Origin of the sequence: Parageobacillus thermantarcticus (assembly GCF_900111865.1) — a bacterium.
GTDB classification, from domain to species: domain Bacteria; phylum Bacillota; class Bacilli; order Bacillales; family Anoxybacillaceae; genus Parageobacillus; species Parageobacillus thermantarcticus.
This window is the reverse complement of the sequence record NZ_FOJS01000028.1, coordinates 19,854-39,753: the sequence shown is the minus strand read 5'-3', so window position 1 is coordinate 39,753 and position 19,900 is coordinate 19,854. Positions and strand designations below refer to the sequence as shown.

The window sequence follows — 19,900 nt, the reverse complement described above, 5'->3', positions numbered from 1 at the left end:
AAGCCACTCTTTGTCAAAGCGACTGTGTTTGAGTTTTCCTTTGCGCCTTCATTGTACGAAGTGTGTGTGCTGGATTTAGACCGGAACGTCATCGCTGAAGTGACATTCGAGGAAGGAGCAGGTGTGAGACACGAATCAACGGTCATGCTTGGAACGGTGGTAGAGGCACTCAAAAAGTATCCAGAACGCTTTGGTCTCGAATGAGGCATTCCTTTTGGAAGAAAAGCGGACAAGCGGGAGGTGAATAACGTGAGTATTTATTACATTCCAAAAGATAAGACCAACTCGAAAACGCAAATTATGATTGCTGGATATGAGATTGCTAACCCGACATTTTCTGAAAATCTGGAACCGGTGGGGGAGAGCCAGCTTACATTGCACTTGAATTTTATCAGTAACGATTACTCCCCCAACAAGTTCACAAAGTTTTTGGATGCGTTCAATAACTTTTTACAAGAGTATAACAGGCTATAATCCCAGCTTTTTCTTTAAAAATTCTGTGGCTAATGTAGCAATGATGGAAAGTGAGACGCTAGATAATTTTTTGGTTGCGGCTTTGGTTTCTTTCCAAACTTCATGGTCTCTAATGGTATCGAGAAATTGATGACCATCCCAAGTCAATGATGAAATAGCAAGCTGATAAATTTCGTCTCCTGCGTATGTAACGTTAGCATTAACAAATTTAGCTTCAATCATTTTCAGCAATGCGTAGACAGAAATTTCATAACCATAGCTAGAAACTGTTTCTAGTTCTTTGAAGTCGTCAATGAATATCGGCTGATTAAACGACAGTTTGCTTTCTAGCTCGAGTAAAAGATCTCTTACGCAATCTTGGTCTAGTTTCATTGGAATTCACCTCCTTACCTTAAACATCATTCGACAAGAAGGAGGAAAATCCTACAAAAAGGGAGGGGAAACAGTTGGAGCCAGTTAATTTGGCGGAATTTAAAAAGCGATTCCCGATCTTCAAAGATGTACCGGACAGTGAGTTTACTTATCACAACGGTAAATGGCTTATATCGCTTAAAGGCGACTAAACAGCTTGCGTATAAACACAAACACAAAGAGTTAATCAAATTCATTAATACAGTGGAGGGGAAGCGCAATGCATCTAAAGGTAATTGAACAAAACGGTCAACGTGTTTTGACAACTTCCCAGTTAGCTGAGTATTACGGTACGGATAACAGACGGATTTCCGAAAATTTTAACCGTAACAAAGATCGCTTTAAGCTCGGTAAACACTATTTTGCGTTACAAGGTTCGGAAAAACAAGAGTTTTTAAACCGTACGCAAATTGCGGATGGTTCGAAAAATGCAACAGTACTCTACTTATGGACCGAAAAAGGCGCTTGGTTGCATGCGAAATCATTGAACACTGACGAAGCCTGGGAAGCATACGAGCGATTAGTGGATGAGTATTACAGGGTGAAGGAGAATGCGATCAACATTCAGATGTTGAGTCCTCAACTGCAAGCGTTGGTCTCACTAGAACTTAGACAAAAGCAACTAGAGCAAGAATTAGCGGTTGTTAAGAAGGAAGCTGACGAAGCAAAACAGAAGATTGCGGCCACTTCCAATGAAGTAACGGACTTAAAACGTGGGCTTGTCGATGTAAATATGCCGTTGCGAAAACAATTTAATGACGCGGTGCGTGCTTTATCAAAACGGGAGCAGATCGGCTTTGACGAGGCATACAACAAGGTTTATGACTTGCTTGGTGCTCAATATCACGTCGATATTAAGCGCCGTGTAGAAAATCGGAGAGCGAAAGGGGATAAAAACGTTAAGCCAATCGACATCGTGGAAGAGTTAAATTTGTTGGTTCCGGCAATCCGTTTAGCGAAAGCACTGGGAGGTGTTTCGCAATGAACGTCCTCCCGGGCGATATGCAACGTGCGGCCCAACTGCTCGATTGCTGCGACTATTGCCTTGCCCGTGCTCGTGTGGCTCAGTTTGGGCACGACTTGGACGAGGCGGAAAAATGGGTGAAAGAGTTCTTGCGCTGCAAACGCGACCTCGATGAATTGGTGCGGAGAAAAGAGGAGCACGACAAATTGCTACAAGTCGTTGAAATGATGAAAGAACGCGGTGTTGATGTTGCGGTCATTTTGAGAAAGGGGGATGAATGATGAATATCTGCTTCACTGCCAGTCGTCTTATGAAAGTTTCAGAGGTTCGTAGATTTTGCCAAAAAGCACGCGAAAATCGAGAGTTGCTGTCGGCAGAAGAAAAAAAACGAAAAGAAGCTATACAAGCGTTTTTGCAAAAGAAAAACGGCCAGTGTCCCAACACTAGCCGTCATCTGAACTCTGAATACAATATACAAACTCATTGTACCATTGCTTGAATCATTCATCAAGCACGATAGGCCTAGCGCCTGTCGTCAGGTGCAGGAGCGCTGACACCTCCCCATCCCCTTACAGCGTTCTTGCACTTGACGATGTGCACTAGCACATCTATCACATTACTAATCTATACGAAAGGAGGGACGAGTATGGCACAAATTCGCGGAAGGGAGGATATTTCGGTGGATGAAATACCGGTTGAATACGATCGTTGGGGTCGCATGAAGTACCATCCGGAATTTCATCACAATCAAGGGAAACCATTTACTGAATCAGACCTTGAATATCTTTGCAAATTTTATGAGATCGATGGTCCAAAATCAATCTCACTTGCCTTAGGGAAAACAGAGCATACGATACGAACGAAACTCAATCAGCTAAAAAAACGCGGTCTCTTCGAATATTACAAAAATCTGAACAAGCATTGGGTATGAGGAGGTGCAGCACTTGCAAGTCGAAAATCCGATGGTTCGTCCTGTTCAGTGGGAAAGTTCTCATTGGGGTGTAGATGCTTGCGGCGATGAAATTCTCTACGGTGATACCATTTACGAGTTTCCGAACGGCGAGATTGTACTCGAGGAAAACATTCGTCAGTATCTTACCGAAAATCTTGGTGCTACTCGCAAAATTGCCGAATGAAAAACGCCTCACTGGGGAGAGTGAGACGGCTGCATAATATCCATACTAATGTGATTTTATCACGAAGAAGGAGGTTCACACAAATGGATGTTGATGTGAGCGTTCGTTTTAAACAATCCGAAATCAATGGATTATTTCAAGAAGTTGAAGAATTGAAAAGAAAACGTGCTCATTTGAAAGGTGAGCTCGATAAAGTGACGGAGCAAATTAATAAAAAAACAAATCAAATCATTCATTACATTCAAAAAAACGGCAACGTTTTAGCTTACAAAAACAATGTTCCTTATATACTTTCCGTTAAGCAAAAAATCAGCAAGAAATTTGACAAGTCACAGCTTGCAAACGATGTAGGTAAGTCTACATCTGAATTAAATTTAATCGGAGTTGCTGAATTAGTGGAAGAACGAAAAATTTCTTCTCAGCAGTTAAAACAATACGAACACGAAGAAACAAATCTTGTTCTCAAAGCAAGAAAAGCCAAAAAATCCGATATCGATTTGCTTGGAGCTCGTGCATTATGAGCAATAAATTGGAAAAACACATTGAAAATCAAATCAAACGATATCTTGATCGACTGGGCGTTTGGTACATGAAAGTGCATGGGTCGATGTACCAAAAGGCTGGGGTTCCCGACATCATCGCATGTGTAGATGGAGTTTTTGTAGGCATCGAAGTGAAACGGCCTGGCGGGACTGTTTCATCATTACAGCAATTTAATATTGATGAGATTAACAGAAGTGGAGGTTATGCATTTGTCGCTTACAGCGTCGAAGACGTTCAAAGAAAGATTGCAGAATTACGACATGCTTTACAGCTATCAAAAAGATGTTCTGAAAAAAGCAAAACCTAATTGGTTATACGCGCTTGATACAGGAACCGGAAAAACCATCCTCGCTCTTCATCACTATTTAAAACATAACCAAGGGGAACCATTGCTTGTTGTTCAACCTCCGGCCAAATTGCGTGAAGGTGGATGGAGTAGAGAAATTCAACGTGTGGCAGACTATTACAACATTGAGATTATATACAACGAACTGTCGTACGGAAAAATTGCGAAGGATTGGCATTTATACAAGGGGTACTTTGTGATTTTTGATGAGTGTCACTACATCAAGAACCCAACAAGTCAAAGAGGAAAAGCAGCACTTTCTTTAGCGAAAATATCAACGAATTTCGTCTTGCTCTCCGCCACCCCTTCCAGCAACGGTTGGATTGATACGATCAATTATTTTCTGATGTTTGGTTTTTATAAAAATAAAACACAGTTTATGAAACGTCACGCAATCTACGAAACGAAATTCTTTGGCAACAAAACCGTTAAGGTAGTGAGTGGCTGGAAAGAGCAAGACTACTTAAAACGATTATACCAAAGTATTTCAACAAAACTATCGAAAGATGAATGTTTAGACTTACCGCCTCTTGTATTCGAAGATGTGTATTTTAAAAAGTCAAAAGAATACGAGATCGTAAGAAAAAATCGGGTTTTGGAAACAAATGAAGGAAAAATTGCTTTCGATACCATTATGAAGCTACAGCATGGGCTTCGATATTATGCCAATCAGAAGGACAAACTGTCCTATACAGAAATGTTAGCGGAAGGTACAGAAGAAAACATCGTCATCTTCTACTATTACCAGCAAGAAAAGGAAAATCTCATAAACTTGTTAGGTAAAAGCAAAACGATCTACGAAGTAAGCGGAAAGGTCAATAAACTTCCTGATCGTGAAGAATGGCCAAATTTGAAAAACACCATTACTCTCGTTCAGTACCAGGCGGGGGCTGCAGGAATTGAACTGCAGTATGCAAATGTCGTGATTTTCTATACGCCAACATATAGCTACCAAGACTATGACCAAGCACTTGGAAGATGCTACAGAAATGGCCAAACCAAGAAGGTTACTGTTTATCGATATATCACCAAGAACAGCATTGAAGAAGCAGTGTACGAAGCGCTTGCTGAAAAGAAAGATTTTACAGAAGAACTCTTTAGAGAGTATGTGGGAGGGACAATATGACAAAAAGAATAAATAAAATCATTCAAATTGACGGTTTTTCCTACAATGTTGAATTTAAACCTGATCCAGTATTTCTACGACCATATCAATTCAAATTAACAATCAGCTTAGATGGAAAAATTATACACTCAAACACTTATCCTAATTTTCAAGGGTTACCATTCAAAACGGCAGTAGAGAAAATCGTACAAGAACACCATCAACGTATGAAGCGAAAAATGGAATTAGAAAATAAGATGAACGAATTTCTCGAAGAATTCGAGCAATGGAATGGAGTGATTGAATACGATGTTCACGAAAGCTGATGCCAATGTAACGGAAGGTAGACAATACCTAGTTGGCGGTTCCGATGTCCCAGCGATTCTTGGGATTAGCAAATACAAAACACAGTTTCAGTTGGCCAAAGAAAAAACCGGGATTGAACCATCTACGTTCCAAGGAAACGAATATACCGAATATGGAAAAGTGCTAGAACCTCAAATCCGTGATTATATCAACGCAATTAATGAAACAAATTTTGTTCCGGATACACGTATTGATCGTGAAAAAGGGATTCGTTCTAACACCGATGGGTATGATGCCGAAAATCAACTTATCCTGGAAATCAAAACACATGGAAAAACGCCGGACATAAAATCATACGAAGCACAAATGCAGCTGTACATGTATCAGTTTGATGTTCAATATGGCTGGTTAGCTCTTTATGAGCGCCCAGACAACTTTGACGCTGAATTTGATGCGGACCGATTACAAATTAAAGTTGTTCAGCGAGATGATGAATACGTTCAAAGAATTTTGAATGCCATTGAAACTTTCTGGATCCGTTGCGAATATCTCAAAGAAAAACCGGATATGACGGAACAAGAGTTTATGGCCATCGGTCAAAACGAGCTTACGATTGTTGCGCAGCAAGTAGAAAAGCTAGAGTTACAGATTGCGAACTTCAAAAAAATTGAAGAACAGTACAAAACCATGAAGGACAAGCTCTATCAACTAATGGAGGAATATGACATCAAGAAATGGGAGACAGACAAAGTTATATTTACCAGAATCCCTCCTACTGTTTCTAAAACATTTGATACGGCTAGATTCAAAAAAGAGCATCCGGAAATCGTTGAGCAGTATCAGAAAGAGAGTAAGAAAAAAGGATATGTAAAGATTTCTTTGAAGGAGGCTAACTAATATGGGCTTACTACCTAAAAACCAACCAAAGAAAACCATTGATACACCGCGCAACTTCTTTATCTGGGGACAAACTATGCATGGGAAGTCTTATCTAGCTTCCCAGTTCCCAAATCCTGTTGTCTTCAATACCGATGGGAATGCGGATCAAATTGAAACACCGAGCGTCAACCTCAAAAACGAACGGGATCCGAACACCGGCAAAATTAAATTTAGCGTGATCGATCAGCTGAATGAACTAATCAAAGAACTGGAAACCACCGATCACGGTTTTGAAACCGTCGTAATCGACGTCATCGACGACGTGGTAACGCTCATTGAGCAGGCCATCTGCGAAGAACACGGCGTGCAATATATCGGTGATATTCCATACGGAAAAGGGTTCGGTATTTTCAAGTCAATTTTTACAGCGCTGGTCGTTAAACTCAAAGCGCTGCCGATGAATGTCATTTATATTTCACGCTATGCAACCGTAACAGAAAACAACATTGAAAAGCCGGTTCCTTCATTGAGTGTGAAACATCTCAACGTAGTGAACGGCAATTGCGACATGAACATCTTGTGCCAAAAAATCGGCAAAAACTATATTCGTAGAGTCATTGATCGTCGAAAAGCTTATCAGCGTGAATGGATTCAGGACAAACGTATCCTTGCCATTCTCGATACCGTTATTGGTGCTTTTGATAAACCAACACAAACCAGCAAAGAGGAAGCGCAAAAGATTGTGGAGAGCCTAGAAAAAGCAGAGGAACAGGCTATAAAAGCCGAAGCAACTGAACAAAAAGATGTGCAGGAAGCACAAGAAGTTAAGCAAGCGCCTAAACCTCGTACAGCTGCACCGAGACCACCAAGAGTTAAATAACTTTTTAACTTTAACTAACTAAAAATTACATGGGAGGTTATTTGATCATGAACTTAAAAGAACTAGCGCAAAAAATGTTAAACGAAGGATTCAATCCAAACACAACTAATGTCGATGACAGTGGATATGACAATCTTCCAGATGGCGTTTACGATGCCATCTTGGAAGATGTGCAATTCCGCGTGAGTGAAAAAGGTACAGAATGGTTATCGCTAACTTTTACAATCATTAACGAAGGCTATGAAAACCGTAAATATTTTGCCAACTACTGGCTCACTGAGAAACAGCTCGAGCAAAACATCAAAAAACTTTGGGGTCATGCTGCCCAGGTATTCGGGGTTGAATTGACGGTTGATGACATTGCAAATATCGAAACGGCCGTTGTTGAAAAACTTCAAACTGCATTAGGGACGCAAGTAGAACTTGAATTGAAAACAAGCAGATGGAAAAACAAACAAACCGGTGAAATGAAAGAGTTCCAAAACTTTAAATTATCGCCGGCAGCACCGTTCTAATGGTGATGTAGATGTTTACCTTCTTTGATATAGAGGTATTCCGTCATGATTGGATGGTGGTCCTCATGACGGAAGATCAAGTCATTAAAATTCACAACGATGTGGACAAGCTTAGAAAATGCTTGTCCACTAACAATATATTAATTGGTTACAACAATTATTCTTACGATGACATCATTTTAGCAGGATTGCTTACTGGAAAAGATCCGTACGAGCTGTCAAAAAAAATCATTCGTGGTGAAAAAGTGCATGCAACACTGGAATATCTCACATTAGATGCGATGCAAGAAATTAACAGTGTTTCTCTTAAAGAAATCCAGGCGAACATGGGACTCAATATTCACGAAACACCGATTGATTTTGATATTGATCGTCCGTTAACAACTGAAGAAGTTGAACAGGTTTTTCAGTATTGTGAAAACGATGTAAAGACCACTAAAAAAGTGTTCGAATTACGTGAAGATTACTTTACCAGCAAGTTTGAGATTGTTGATGCCTTTAAATTGCCGGTAACGGCCGTCAAAAAAACGAGAGCGAACCTTGCAGCTGCTGTTTTAAAAACGAAACCAAAGAAATTGCCTCGAGATCGTTTGCACCTAGAGTTTGATCAACACTTGAAGGTAAATGAACTGCCGCGCGAATTGATCGCCTTTTACGAAAACATCCGTCGTCGTTATATGCAAGGTGAAGATCATGAAGCGCTCGAGAAAGAAAAACTAGAAATCGAAATTGCTGGAATCAAACACTCCTTTGGTTTTGGCGGTGTACACGGCGCAATTGAAAACTACCGGTACACAGGGAAAATGATGCAAATCGATGTTTCATCATATTTTCCGTCACTTATGATCAACAACCACTTTATTAGCCGGAATGCAGAAAGCCCAGAGTTGTTTAAAAACATCTACCAGAAGCGTTTAGCGTTAAAGCAAGAAAATGACCGTAAACATGAGATTTATAAGATCATTTTAAACAGCGCGTTTGGTGCGATGAAATCCGAGCACAATCCTTTATTTGACCCCAAACAATTTAACAACGTAACGATAAATGGCCAGCTGATTTTAACGCATTTAATCCTGCTTCTTGAACCTTTTGCACAACTCATTCAATCGAATACAGACGGGATCATTATCGCCTATGAAGACGGCATGAAAGACATGATTTTAGAAGTCATTCGTCGGTTTGGTGAACATTACAACCTGACGCTAGAAGTTGATGAAATCACAAAAATTGCTCAGCGCGATGTCAACAATTACGTCGTTCAATATGCAGATGGAACGATCAAAGCAAAAGGACGAATGGCTAAATTCCAGGGCGGAGATTGGGAACGAAACAGTTTACACATTATCGATAAAGCATTAGTGAATTTTTACATGTATGGAATCCCGATTCAAAAAACAGTGATCGAATCCTGGAAAAACAATCAATTGGATCTATTTCAATTGGTGGCCAAAGCCGGGAAGTTTGACGGAATGGCCCATGAAGTGGACAGGAAAATGGTGAAGCTTCAGAAAGTCAATCGTATTTTTGCCACAAATATATTGAACTACGGCGGTGTGTATAAAGTTCGTGATTACAAGTATTACAAAGTACCTAACACAAGTGAACACAGCTTCGTTTGGAATGATGAGTTAAGCAAGATGAACAAAAAACTCATCGATATCAATTACTACATTAAATTGGTTCAAAGCAATCTTTTTTAAGGAGGTTGTTATATGAACATACAAATTACTTTGACACACGGAGAAAAAAACGCACGTTTGAAGATTGAAAATTTTCCAGTTGAATCATTTGAACGCCTATTAAACAAAACGCTCGATTTTTTAGGATTCTTAAATCATAGCAAATCGTCGGAGATTACTCTTTCATCTCCAAAAATCGAGGTTAGAAACTTTGAAACAGCTGAAATAGCGATGCAATCGAACGAACCAACAGATGTACTTTCCTTGCTTCCAGAACAGCTGCGTGATTGGTACAAAGAGCAAGAACAAAAAGCATTTGAAAATGGCAGACCAGTATTTCACTTTACCGGAATCAAAATAAAAAACGGAATCCCGCATTACAAAGTCTTTTATGAATGCCCGAACTGCGGCTTCAAAGGCGTTCGCTATGAAAAAGAAGATGTCAAAGAAGTGCAATGCTATCAATGTTCAGCGCCAGTGGATGTTTTCCCGATCAAAGGACAGTTTCCGAAACGCGATGAATGGAACAACTATTTTCGAAGCGTGGAAGTGGAAGAATAATGAACAAAACCAAACTCGATCTTAATAGATTTGAACATCAATTACTTGCTGGCATTATAACTGCATTTGTTGACGATTTTGGATATACACCACGGGAAGTGTTCGAACTGCTGAATGACACAAAGCAACAGATGTGGCACGCCTTATCGGAAATTGCGAATCAAAAGAGAGGGGAAAAATAATGAATCTGTCAAAACTCTTTGAACTACAACGCAAATTGGACGAACACATCGAACGGGAACATCCGCGGCAAGAAGACGAGGACAGGCTTGCAAAGAAAATCCTTGCGTTGCAAGTGGAGCTTGGCGAACTAGCAAATGAATGGCGTGGGTTTAAGTTTTGGAGTAGTGACCAAGCGCCGAGAATAGGAATTCCATCAGTACATTATGACGAAAATTTGGGCCATGACGTTGTTGAATATGTTGGACCTAATCCATTCCTTGAAGAATACGTAGACTGCCTGCATTTCATCTTATCTATCGCAATCGAATTGGGCTATACCGTAGATGATTTATATGTTTGGGATGATGAATTGGTAGGAAAAACAGAAGACATTTTCTTGGAATTGATGTACTGGGTTGTTCTTATCAAATCTAAAGATGAACGCAAAAGAAAAGATGCATTTAGAACTGTATGCTATATCTTTTTCAATATGGCTGAACAAAGACTCGGTTTTACATGGGAACAAATCGAAGAAGCGTACATTTGGAAAAACGCCGTCAATCACCAGCGACAGGAGAGTGGGTATTGATGAGTCTACAACGCAAAATCAAACAGAAAAAGGAGAAAACAACTTCTCCCTTTCATCCAGAAGTCATGGCTGCATGGAATCGTGGGTTTAATGCTGGAGCCAAACAACAGAACGAGTTGGACACACAGCTAATGATGGAGTGGCTTGGAAAATTGGAAGAAATCCCGGGAATCGGGCCGAAGATGGCATGGAGAATCCGGGAGCATTATTTGGAGTTTATGAGAGGAAAGAGGGAAAGTAAATGAACCAAGAAGTTTGCGTTATGTGTGGCAAAGTAATTGATACAGATATTGAACAATATGAAACTGGTGAATCGTTAGGAGAATATTGGTGCATCGACTGTGTCGTTGCTGAATTAAACGATAAAAATTAATGCACATTCGACACATAATGTTCAATAAAGGAAGGGTGAGAAAATTGGAAATTAGCAAAGCTGTTAACATAGCAGTTGGTTGTGTAATGACAAGTTCTTTAGACAGGAATGAAAAACGGGAAGTAATTGAATCACTAAGGAAATTTGAAAGGCAATTAGAAGAAGCCAATGAGGATAGAGCGATTTTGGCAGAAGTCATAAACACAAGCAATTATGCGGATGAATTGAACAATGAATATGAGCGATTAAAAGCTCTTTGTGAAGATTGATTCGCAGTACGAAGATATAACGCTGTAAAAAATCATCGATCAGACACATGAGGGAGGTATATGTGTGAATTTATTAGGTCGTAAATGTCTAGCTGTTATAGATGGTGTTTTGAGCGCTGGAACTGTTATTGAAGAGTATCGGTACAACGTTGTTATGCTAATCCCAGAATATAAAGAAACAAAAATTGTTCGTAAAGATAATTTAGTAACAAAGTTCAATCCTAGTGCTGTAAAAAGATTGGAAAAGGTTTTGAAATAAGTTGCTGAATAGTACAGTGCTAACAGGCAGGTGACAAGCCATTGATTAAATACATCGAGTTAGACGAAAAAGTACCAAAGCATTCATTCGATATCTTTAGCACAACTCACGAACATTATAACGATGCAGCTATCTTGCTCAACAGTTCAATCGTGGTCGTCGATTTTGATGAACGAAACGAGGCGATTGAGAAACTCTTTCGCCTCTTCCCTACTTTACGAGTCGAAAGCCGTCGCGGTTGCCATTTATACTACCAGAAACCGAAAATCTTAATCAAAAACTGGACCGGCAAATTAACGGTCGCGGGCATGACAGTGGACTACAAAACAGGGAAAAAGTCCATCGCTATCATTAAACAAGACGGTAAATTGCGGCCAATGCAAAATGCGCATTATTTAAACGATCTTAGCGCATTGCCGATGTTGCCGGTCTATTTGTATCCAAGCAAATTAAAACAATCGTTAATGGGACTTGTGGAAGGACAGGGACGAAATTCAGCGCTATTCACACATTTGCTGACCGCAAAAGAAATGTATGAGCTGGACGATGCATTCATTGAAGAATTGGCACATTTTATTAATGATTTAGTGTTTGGCGAGCCATTAAAGGAAAAAGAGCTCGCCTCACTTATCGAATCGGTGAACCAAACCTATGAGAAAAAGAAAAAAGGACAAGCTATCCAATTTCTCAACGAAAAAGACATTGTTATGACCAGCGAAGTGCTCGTTCAACGGCTGGATATTAAATACTACCAGCAAAAACTTTATTTCAAACAAAATGACCATTACGTTCATAATGACAATAAATTGTTACGTGAAATCGACCAACTCATCAAATTAAAACCAAGTCAACACAAACAGTTGCTCGAACTGTTCAAAATCAAGTCCGAATACATTGAAGAACAAGACTTTCCGATTAAGCTTCCAGGCGGCTATATTATTGACGACGGAGAAGTCATTCAGGCAGACTATGGTTTTACTCCTTATTATTTAGACGTTCAATACCAAGAAGATGCATATGACGAGCATGTCGATCAATTCTTAGATTTTTTCACGATGAACCGGAAAGACTTGCGTTTGGTCATTGAAGAAATGTTTGGCCATATCCTGATGACTCATTCCTTTCCGCATAAAGTATTCTTCTTTCAAGGAAGCAAAGGAAACAATGGAAAAAGTACATTTTTAAAGATGATCAATGCATTTGCTGGCGATTTAGCATCACAACTCACACTCAATGATTTTAACGATGCAACCAGCGTGGCTTTTTTAGATGGAAAATTAGTTAATATCGGTGATGACATCGATGCCTCTTATTTAGAGCAGTCCAAAAACTTTAAGACGCTCGCTTCCGGCGACCCGATCATGGTCCGCCCCATTTACCAGCAGCCGTTCAAGTTGAAGAACAAAGCGACGCTTATTTTTACGTGTAATGATATGCCGACGTTTAAAGATAAATCCGGTGGGATTGCTCGGCGTGTTGTGGTCATCCCATGTGACAATCAGGTGGAAAAACGGGATATGGACCTTGATCGAAAACTGTCAACGCCAAACGCAAAAAGCTATATTTTACGTTTAGCGCTTGAAGGGATTCAACGGATCAAAGCAAACGGCGGGAAATTGACTGAGAGTTTAACCATTCAAGCAAAAACAAAAGAATATTTCGTTTCTAGTGACAGCGTACTGGCTTTCGAAAGTGAAAATCAGCATTTGATTGTCAATCGACCGATAAAGGATGTTTACAACGCATATGTAGCTTTTTGTTTCGAAAACGGATTTAAAGAGGTAGGGAAAACTGAGTTTGGACGGAGATTGAGTAATATTGGGTATGAAAGTAAAGTTAAAAAAGTTAATGGAAAACCAATTCGATATTATGAAAAGGTAACAGATGGGGTAACAGGTCAATAATTTGATCTGTTACCTTTAAGGCATTTTAAAAACATTGATATATCAACACTTTTGAGCTTTTTACATAAAATGGGGTTACTTTTCCAAAATTTATCTGTAACCTATATAATTATTGATATATCAATATTTTTTTACTTATTTTTTATTAAGGTTACAGATAAATAGGTAAATAAACTTTTAAATAAATATAACTTCTAAAAAAGAAGAAGATAAAAAAATAAAAGTTTTTCAAAGGGTAATTTGTAACCTATAAGTTAGATGGCTAGAACTATTGATATATCAACGTTTCTGAGGGTAACAGATGTTTTAAAAAACATCTGTTACCACTCCACATAACAGGAGGCATCCAATGAATGACCTCTTGCAAGAATATAAGCAAACGTTGAAGCATACGAAGAAACTTTTCAAGCATGCATCAGATGAAGATAAAAAGATAATCAGAGGAATAATTTCGGACCTTGAATTTGCGATAGAGTGGATGGAAACAGGAAGAAGACCTGGTAATCGACGTGGCATTGAACGAAGAGCTGCTTATCAGCGTGAAAAACCATTTGATCCGTTATTGATGCAAAAATTTTTCCGTTCCAGTGAACCAACTTATGAATGGGACGATCATGAAGAGGAAAACATTATAACGAGTTGGGACCGGCAACGAATCGAAGATGCTTTATCAGTGCTTACTGATCGGGAACGGGAAGTATATCTAATGTCGCGTGGGTATTGTCTAACGTATAGTGAGATTGCGAATTATCTCTGCATATCGTCCAGCAGTGTACAAACAATGATCGAAAGAGCTGAAAAGAAAATTAAAAAACGTATAAACGAAAGCCTCTTCTGCCTTTGCGGGTGAAGAGGCTTTTTATAATTTATTTATCGGTCGGTAGCGCCAAGATGCTTCTTTAATGCTTCTTGAAGAATTTGGGAGTAGTTCACGTTATGTTCTTTCGCTAGATCATCAAGCCATTTCGGGATAGTCAACGTCTTTTTAACGGCTCTGTTTTCCATTTCATGTCTAAAAGGTGGCATCCATACCTCGATGAACACGATTACTTGATTGTTTTCTGTTTGAATTTCCGATACTTTTGAAGGCTGAGGAATCTCTTCATTTTCCTGCTCCAAGCCGTATAAGTGTAATGCCATCGCCTCTTTAGCCATTTTAAAAGCTTCTTCTTCTGTATCTCCGCAAGTAAAGCAGCCAGGAAGATCAGGAAACTCAACAGATATTCCATCGCTACCGTAATCGAAAATAGCTGGATAAATATAGCGGTCTTTTTTGTGCATATATGTTAACCTCCTTTAGGAGGGGCTTATAATAGCCCCGCCTGTTTGAGTATGCTTTTTACTGTTTTGATCGGTAAGTTTTTCTTTGGATGGGGGATGGTTACTAGTCCGGGTTTACTGGGATGTTTAAACTGATGATGACTGCCACTTGTTCTTACTATGTACCATCCATCTTGTTGTATGATTTTTATTAATTCCTTTGAAGAGTAACTCTTCATTTCCCTCCCTCCTGGTTATATTATAACACGTATTATAATACGTATCAATAGCTTTTAATCAATTTTTTGTTTTTTTGTTTTTTTTGTCGTGTAAATGCCACTAATAAGTGAGAAAGACATTTTGATTGAAGCAGGGCGTCACTCCGATCGGGGTGGCGTTTTTATTTGGGGGTTGATTGTATGAAAACAGAAGAGGTCATCAACCTAATCAGAACCGATAATCTCATGAAGTTTTATAAATCAAAAGAATGGAAAGAGTTAAGATTGCAAGCTTTAGAACGTGATCATTACGAATGTCAGTCTTGCAAACGCAAAGGTAAATATAGACGTGCAAGAAATGTTCATCATATCAAAGAAGTTAAGACGCATCCGCATTTGGCATTGGAACTTGATAATCTGGAATCCGTTTGTATTCAATGCCATAACGAAGAACACAAACGGCTTGAAAAATATATCAAACAGAAAAGGTTTGTAAATGAAGAGAGATGGTGACTATGGAACGGTGGAAGCAAATCGATAATCTAAACTATGAAGTATCAACTTATGGAAGGGTTCGTAATCGGAAAACTGGTTACATTCTTAAACCTTATCTACACGATAATAAATACCTTGTAGTTAGTTTAACAACATCTAATGGTAAGAAAAAGAAGTTTAAAGTTCATAGATTAGTTGCTAAAGCTTTTATTCCTAATCCGTTTAATAAACCGCAAATAAATCATCTTGACGGAAATAAATTAAATAATCATGTTTCTAATCTGGAATGGTGTACAAATAAAGAGAACGCAAATCATGCAGTAAGATCAGGGCTTATTAAACGCAGTCTGAATCCAGATGAAGTGATATCGATTTATTATGATTGTTGGGTAGAACAAAAACCAATTTATCAAGTAGCAAAGGAATACAATGTAACAGAAGCAATAGTAAGTTCCATTAAATACAAAAATGCTTACACTGATATTCTTTCAAAAGTAAAATTACAACTTGTTATTGAATCATAAACCCCCCCATTCAGGGAATCGGCTCTTTTTGGGGGAGTTGTTCAACGGGAGGGGGCCAAGCGGAAAAAATTTTTTTGCGAAATCTCACGCGAGGGGAGGGGGTATGATGGCCAAGTTAAGCAGGAAAAAGCAGGATGAACTCATCCAAAGAGAAGTCGACCGCCTCAATGCAGTGTTCGATGAGCTGCCGGATCGCGAAAAAGAGGTGGCAAAAGGGCTAATTGAAAGGGTCGCTTTCATGACGATCCAGCTGGAGATTTTGGAAAATGAGATCAAATCGAAAGGTCCGACGTATACTTTCCAAAATGGCAAGCAAAAAATGCTCGTCGAGAACCCTGCTCAAAAGTCATACAACACCACGATGAATCGATATACGGCGGCCTACAAAGAACTTTTTAATTTGCTCAAAAAAATAGACAACAGTGATGATGACGATGAGTTCGAAGACGTATAAATATCATCCGTATATCGATGAATACATGCGGATGGTCGAGCAGGGAGAGATTGAGGCGTGTAAAGAACAAAAGCAGTTGATGGAATTTTTGCGTTGGAAGCTCGATCAACCAAATGTAGTGATTGATCATGAAGCGATCGAAAAGTCAGTAGAAATTCCAGCGAAATATTTTCCCTTCCAGCTCTTTCCCTGGCAGAAATTTATCAACGCTTTTATATACGGAGTTCGATACGACGACGGACGTTTAATGTTCGATCGTTTTTTTATTTTGCTTGGACGTGGTGCTGGAAAAAACGGATATGTTGCATGGAACTCTTTTTATATGACAACCGGCCATCACGGGATAAAAAACTATGATATTGACATCGTGGCAACATCAGAAGACCAGGCTAAAACGTCTTTCATGGATGTTTATAATGTCCTGGAAGACCATTGGTCAAAAGTGAAAAAGGCATTTTATAAATCGAAGACACTTATTCAACATCGAGGAACTAGATCAAAGCTGGAATATAACACGTCAAACGCCAGGACAAAAGACGGCAAACGAAGCGGCTGCGTGATTTTTGACGAAGTGCATGAATATGACAGTTATGACAATATCAAAGTGTTCACTTCTGGTCTAGGTAAAAAAGCAGATCCGAGAACGTTTTACATCACAACGGATGGTTACGTCCGTGGAGGTGTCTTGGATGACTTAAAAGAAGAGGCACGAATGGTGCTAAACAAAGAGATGCCCAATTCAACGCTTTTCCCGTTTATATGCAAGCTGGATGACGAAAAAGAAGTGGACGATGAGTCGAAATGGGAAAAGGCGAATCCTTCATACCGGTATAATTTACATCTGCAGCATGAAATGAGAAAAGAATATGAGCTGGGCAAAATTAATGCTTCTATAAGAATTGAGTTCATGACAAAGCGCATGAACATGCCGGTTGACGATACGCGAAAAGAGGTTGCGACATACGAAGATCGATTGGCAACCAATCAACCGTTTCCTGAAAACTTGAAAGGAATCGAAGCAATCGGTGCGGTAGACTTTGCACAGATTAGAGACTTTTGCGCTGTTGGTGTACTTTTTAAACACAATGGTAAACGTTACTGGAAACATCATACGTTCATGCATCATACAGCCCCGAAGCTGCAGGATATCAATCGAGAAATTATCAACCTAGCAATTGAAAAAGGATTGCTCACCGTTGTTTACGACGAATCCATTAGTGCCCAGCACGTCGTGAATTGGTTTGTGGAGATGAGCAAAACGTTCTATATCAAAAAAGTGGCGATGGACTTGTATCGTTCATCCATTTTGAAAGAGGCTTTCGAAAACGCTGGCTTTGAGGTGGAAGTCGTAAGAAGAGGACCAGCTACACATTCTAAACTTTCCCCTCTTGTTGATGAAATGTTTGTGAAACATACCATCGTGTTTGGTGATGATCCACTCATGCGCTGGTATGTGGGAAATGTGTACAAAGAGGAAAAGGCAAACGGAAATATCGAATACAAGAAGATCGATAAAGAGAAGCGGAAAACGGATGGGTTTTTCGCTTTTTTACATGCATTGAATTTTGATTCTGAATTACAAGAATCGATTCCGATCACGAAAGAAAACATCAGTAAAATCTTTAGGTCGTTTAGCACCTGAAAGGTGGTGAAACAGTGGGGTTTTTAGATTGGATTAGTGGGTTGTTCGGTTCCCGAAGTTCGATTACTTTGACGGAGTTTCAAACACTATCAACAACCGCATATTACAAAAGATTGGCGGTTGAAACATGTATTGATTTGATTGCCAACACGTTAACCAGGTGTGAGTTCCAAACATTTGAGAACGGAAAAGAAAAGCGTGGAGAGAATTATTATTTGTTGAATGTGCAGCCCAATCAGAATCAAAACGCATCGGAGTTTATGCACAGCTTGGTAAATCGCCTGATTATGCAAAATGAATGCTTAGTGATTATGCAAAACGATCAGCTTTATATTGCTGATGGCTGGGTAAAAAATGAATTTGCATTGAAAGAAAATTATTATACACAGGTTCAGATAGGCGATTTAACTTTTCAAAAAGTCTTTCGTGAATCGGAAGTCTTATATTTTAAACTGAACGATCGGAACATCATGGAAGTGATCAATGGGCTATATGAAGATTACGGGAAATTGATTGCTTCAGCGATCGGATATTACAAACGAAAAAACAACAAACGAATTTTGATTAAAGGTGATTTCTTGCGGCCGCAAGATGAGGAAACGCAAAAGCTGATCGACCAAATGTTTGAAAAACAATTGGCCGACTGGTTCAACGCGGACAAGCCTGGCGTCGGGTTTCAGCTCCAAAAGGGATATGAACTCGAGGACATGAGCGACAGCAAAAGCGGCGTGGCGCAGAATAGTACAAGCCGTGATATTGCCGAGCTGATTAATGATGTCATTAACTATGTGGCCATGGCTTTTCATGTCCCTCGCGGACTCCTGAAAGGGGATGTGGCCGATATCGAAAAACAAATGGACGCTTTCCTTTTGTTTTGTATCAAACCGATTGCGGAATTGATTCAAGATGAATTTAACCGAAAGATGTATACCAAAGAAGAATATCTCAAACGAACGTATTTGAAAGTGGATACGAATAACTTGAAGGTTGTAGATATTACTCAATTAGCTACAGCTGCAGATAAGCTGTTTGCTATTGGTGGTCTATCCATTAATGACATTTTAACTATGTTAGGTAAGGAGCCGATCGATGAAGAATGGGCGAACAAACGATACGTAACCAAAAACTATCAAGAAGCCGATGCCTTGAAAGGAGGTGAAGGGGATGGTAAAGAAAATGGAGCTGCCTAAAATCAACAAACGCTTTGAAGTGTTGAATAAAGCGGAAAATGATGAAGCTGATCTTTATATGTATGGGACTATCGGGAAGGGATGGTTTGCCGATATTTCTGCAAATGACGTTAGACACAAATTAAGCAACATTACCGCAAAAACAATTAATGTTCATATTAATAGTGTTGGCGGTGATGTTTTTGAATCAATCGCCATTCACAACATTTTAAAAAACCACAAAGCTACAATCAACGTTTACATTGACGGTTATGCCGCCAGTGGTGCTTCCGTAATTGCAATGGCTGGCGATAAGGTGATTATGCCGCGTAATACAATGATGATGATCCATAAGGCATGGACGTTAGCTGCAGGAAACGCTAAGGAATTAAGGAAAATTGCAAATGATTTAGAAAAGATTGATACGGCTGTTTTGGAAAGTTACACTTCCCGGTTTGTTGGTGATCGTTCAGAATTAGAACGACTTCTGGATGAAGAAACATTGCTAACAGCTGAGGAGTGTAAGATTTTGGGCTTATGTGATGAAATTTCAGATGAAATTGAGCTTCCTGATGAAGAAGATGAGCAGGAAGAAACATCCGTAAAAGAGGAGATTCTAAACAAATATATTGCTGCATCTCTTGATGGAAAAGCGGTAGCACAAACGACTGAAAACAATCACAAACCAAAAGAAGAAAAACCTATGAATAATGCAAGTATCATTTACCAGTTTTTAAGTTCATTAACACGGTCAGAAAACAACTGACGGTGTTTTTTTATTTC

General features: G+C 39.3%; 33 protein-coding genes. 30 read left to right on the top strand and 3 right to left on the bottom strand.

The genetic code is table 11. The features are described from left to right. Positions 1–204: hypothetical protein (locus BM278_RS18815; RefSeq protein WP_167359636.1), on the top strand; the 204-nt coding region annotated here is incomplete at its 5' end. Positions 205–249: 45 nt separating this feature from the next. Next, positions 250–474 carry a hypothetical protein gene (locus BM278_RS12715; protein WP_090950247.1) on the top strand — a complete coding sequence of 75 codons (225 nt, stop codon included), beginning with the start codon at positions 250–252 and terminating at the stop codon, positions 472–474. Here BM278_RS12715 and BM278_RS12710 read toward each other — a convergent pair. Continuing rightward, positions 469–846, bottom strand: coding sequence for a DUF2513 domain-containing protein (locus BM278_RS12710; protein ID WP_090950244.1), 378 nt, complete (start codon positions 844–846; stop codon positions 469–471). The genes BM278_RS12715 and BM278_RS12710 overlap by 6 nt on opposite strands. 259 nt (positions 847–1,105) lie before the next feature. On the opposite strand from BM278_RS12710, the gene BM278_RS12705 reads away from it, so the two are divergent. The 22 genes from BM278_RS12705 (at position 1,106) to BM278_RS12605 (ending at position 14,205) form a co-directional block, all read left to right on the top strand. Then, complete coding sequence (locus BM278_RS12705; RefSeq protein WP_090950242.1) at positions 1,106–1,870, top strand: ORF6N domain-containing protein; 765 nt, start codon at positions 1,106–1,108, stop codon at positions 1,868–1,870. Then, positions 1,867–2,130, top strand: a complete 264-nt coding sequence (locus BM278_RS12700) for a hypothetical protein (protein WP_090950239.1) — start codon at positions 1,867–1,869, stop codon at positions 2,128–2,130. Before BM278_RS12705 ends, BM278_RS12700 begins: the two co-directional genes overlap by 4 nt. Further along, positions 2,130–2,348 (top strand): hypothetical protein, encoded by a 219-nt coding sequence (locus BM278_RS18810; protein WP_090950237.1) that lies wholly within the window; start codon positions 2,130–2,132, stop codon positions 2,346–2,348. Before BM278_RS12700 ends, BM278_RS18810 begins: the two co-directional genes overlap by 1 nt. A 147-nt stretch (positions 2,349–2,495) precedes the next feature. Next, positions 2,496–2,780, top strand: a complete 285-nt coding sequence (locus tag BM278_RS12690) for a DNA-entry nuclease (protein ID WP_244151162.1) — start codon at positions 2,496–2,498, stop codon at positions 2,778–2,780. A 13-nt stretch (positions 2,781–2,793) separates the two neighbouring features. Then, on the top strand, positions 2,794–2,985 hold the full coding sequence (locus tag BM278_RS12685) for a YqaI family protein (RefSeq protein ID WP_090950235.1): 192 nt from the start codon (positions 2,794–2,796) through the stop codon (positions 2,983–2,985). Positions 2,986–3,068: 83 nt separating this feature from the next. After that, positions 3,069–3,506 carry a hypothetical protein gene (locus BM278_RS12680; protein WP_090950233.1) on the top strand — a complete coding sequence of 146 codons (438 nt, stop codon included), beginning with the start codon at positions 3,069–3,071 and terminating at the stop codon, positions 3,504–3,506. Beyond that, entirely contained in the window at positions 3,503–3,835 is a 333-nt protein-coding gene (locus BM278_RS12675) for a VRR-NUC domain-containing protein (protein WP_090950230.1), read from the top strand. Before BM278_RS12680 ends, BM278_RS12675 begins: the two co-directional genes overlap by 4 nt. Then, entirely contained in the window at positions 3,789–5,000 is a 1,212-nt protein-coding gene (locus BM278_RS12670) for a helicase-related protein (protein ID WP_090950227.1), read from the top strand. Before BM278_RS12675 ends, BM278_RS12670 begins: the two co-directional genes overlap by 47 nt. Next, on the top strand, positions 4,997–5,305 hold the full coding sequence (locus BM278_RS12665; protein WP_090950223.1) for a hypothetical protein: 309 nt from the start codon (positions 4,997–4,999) through the stop codon (positions 5,303–5,305). Before BM278_RS12670 ends, BM278_RS12665 begins: the two co-directional genes overlap by 4 nt. After that, positions 5,289–6,182: a YqaJ viral recombinase family protein gene (locus tag BM278_RS12660; protein ID WP_090950220.1), complete on the top strand. Its 894-nt coding sequence runs from the start codon at positions 5,289–5,291 to the stop codon at positions 6,180–6,182. Before BM278_RS12665 ends, BM278_RS12660 begins: the two co-directional genes overlap by 17 nt. 1 nt (position 6,183) lies before the next feature. Continuing rightward, positions 6,184–7,044 (top strand): AAA family ATPase, encoded by an 861-nt coding sequence (locus BM278_RS12655; protein ID WP_090950217.1) that lies wholly within the window; start codon positions 6,184–6,186, stop codon positions 7,042–7,044. Between the two features lie 47 nt (positions 7,045–7,091). Next, positions 7,092–7,559 carry a DUF669 domain-containing protein gene (locus tag BM278_RS12650; protein WP_090950214.1) on the top strand — a complete coding sequence of 156 codons (468 nt, stop codon included), beginning with the start codon at positions 7,092–7,094 and terminating at the stop codon, positions 7,557–7,559. Positions 7,560–7,624: 65 nt separating this feature from the next. After that, positions 7,625–9,259: a DNA polymerase B gene (locus BM278_RS12645; RefSeq protein WP_244151161.1), complete on the top strand. Its 1,635-nt coding sequence runs from the start codon at positions 7,625–7,627 to the stop codon at positions 9,257–9,259. 12 nt (positions 9,260–9,271) lie between these two features. Beyond that, positions 9,272–9,799 (top strand): hypothetical protein, encoded by a 528-nt coding sequence (locus BM278_RS12640; RefSeq protein ID WP_090950210.1) that lies wholly within the window; start codon positions 9,272–9,274, stop codon positions 9,797–9,799. After that, on the top strand, positions 9,799–9,981 hold the full coding sequence (locus BM278_RS12635) for a hypothetical protein (protein ID WP_090950208.1): 183 nt from the start codon (positions 9,799–9,801) through the stop codon (positions 9,979–9,981). The genes BM278_RS12640 and BM278_RS12635 overlap by 1 nt, the downstream gene beginning before the upstream one ends. Beyond that, a complete protein-coding gene (locus BM278_RS12630; protein WP_090950207.1) occupies positions 9,981–10,550 on the top strand; it encodes a dUTP diphosphatase in 570 nt (189 codons plus the stop codon). Before BM278_RS12635 ends, BM278_RS12630 begins: the two co-directional genes overlap by 1 nt. Next, entirely contained in the window at positions 10,550–10,795 is a 246-nt protein-coding gene (locus BM278_RS12625) for a hypothetical protein (protein ID WP_090950205.1), read from the top strand. Before BM278_RS12630 ends, BM278_RS12625 begins: the two co-directional genes overlap by 1 nt. Beyond that, positions 10,792–10,923, top strand: a complete 132-nt coding sequence (locus tag BM278_RS19510; protein ID WP_260440616.1) for a hypothetical protein — start codon at positions 10,792–10,794, stop codon at positions 10,921–10,923. The genes BM278_RS12625 and BM278_RS19510 overlap by 4 nt, the downstream gene beginning before the upstream one ends. Positions 10,924–10,967: 44 nt before the next feature. Next, complete coding sequence (locus BM278_RS12620) at positions 10,968–11,192, top strand: hypothetical protein (RefSeq protein WP_090950203.1); 225 nt, start codon at positions 10,968–10,970, stop codon at positions 11,190–11,192. Between the two features lie 64 nt (positions 11,193–11,256). Then, the gene (locus BM278_RS12615; protein ID WP_090950201.1) at positions 11,257–11,451 is read left to right on the top strand and encodes a hypothetical protein; all 195 of its coding nucleotides are present in this window, start codon (positions 11,257–11,259) and stop codon (positions 11,449–11,451) included. A gap of 41 nt (positions 11,452–11,492) precedes the next feature. After that, positions 11,493–13,355: a phage/plasmid primase, P4 family gene (locus BM278_RS12610; RefSeq protein WP_208601803.1), complete on the top strand. Its 1,863-nt coding sequence runs from the start codon at positions 11,493–11,495 to the stop codon at positions 13,353–13,355. Between the two features lie 349 nt (positions 13,356–13,704). Then, positions 13,705–14,205, top strand: a complete 501-nt coding sequence (locus BM278_RS12605) for a sigma-70 family RNA polymerase sigma factor (protein WP_090950200.1) — start codon at positions 13,705–13,707, stop codon at positions 14,203–14,205. Between the two features lie 20 nt (positions 14,206–14,225). On the opposite strand, the gene BM278_RS12600 is transcribed toward BM278_RS12605, so the two are convergent. Then, entirely contained in the window at positions 14,226–14,636 is a 411-nt protein-coding gene (locus BM278_RS12600) for a type II toxin-antitoxin system HicB family antitoxin (RefSeq protein WP_090950198.1), read from the bottom strand. A gap of 26 nt (positions 14,637–14,662) precedes the next feature. Further along, complete coding sequence (locus BM278_RS12595; RefSeq protein WP_033012080.1) at positions 14,663–14,854, bottom strand: type II toxin-antitoxin system HicA family toxin; 192 nt, start codon at positions 14,852–14,854, stop codon at positions 14,663–14,665. Positions 14,855–15,034: 180 nt separating this feature from the next. On the opposite strand from BM278_RS12595, the gene BM278_RS12590 reads away from it, so the two are divergent. The 6 genes from BM278_RS12590 (at position 15,035) to BM278_RS12565 (ending at position 19,883) form a co-directional block, all read left to right on the top strand. Beyond that, positions 15,035–15,346, top strand: coding sequence for an HNH endonuclease (locus BM278_RS12590; protein ID WP_090950196.1), 312 nt, complete (start codon positions 15,035–15,037; stop codon positions 15,344–15,346). 2 nt (positions 15,347–15,348) lie between these two features. After that, positions 15,349–15,852 (top strand): NUMOD4 domain-containing protein, encoded by a 504-nt coding sequence (locus tag BM278_RS12585; RefSeq protein WP_244151160.1) that lies wholly within the window; start codon positions 15,349–15,351, stop codon positions 15,850–15,852. Between the two features lie 106 nt (positions 15,853–15,958). Next, on the top strand, positions 15,959–16,306 hold the full coding sequence (locus BM278_RS12580; protein WP_090950193.1) for a hypothetical protein: 348 nt from the start codon (positions 15,959–15,961) through the stop codon (positions 16,304–16,306). After that, entirely contained in the window at positions 16,281–17,948 is a 1,668-nt protein-coding gene (locus BM278_RS12575) for a terminase TerL endonuclease subunit (RefSeq protein WP_090950191.1), read from the top strand. Before BM278_RS12580 ends, BM278_RS12575 begins: the two co-directional genes overlap by 26 nt. A 14-nt stretch (positions 17,949–17,962) precedes the next feature. Beyond that, positions 17,963–19,138 carry a phage portal protein gene (locus tag BM278_RS12570; protein ID WP_090950190.1) on the top strand — a complete coding sequence of 392 codons (1,176 nt, stop codon included), beginning with the start codon at positions 17,963–17,965 and terminating at the stop codon, positions 19,136–19,138. Beyond that, positions 19,113–19,883, top strand: coding sequence for a head maturation protease, ClpP-related (locus tag BM278_RS12565; protein ID WP_244151159.1), 771 nt, complete (start codon positions 19,113–19,115; stop codon positions 19,881–19,883). The genes BM278_RS12570 and BM278_RS12565 overlap by 26 nt, the downstream gene beginning before the upstream one ends. Positions 19,884–19,900: the final 17 nt, after the last annotated feature.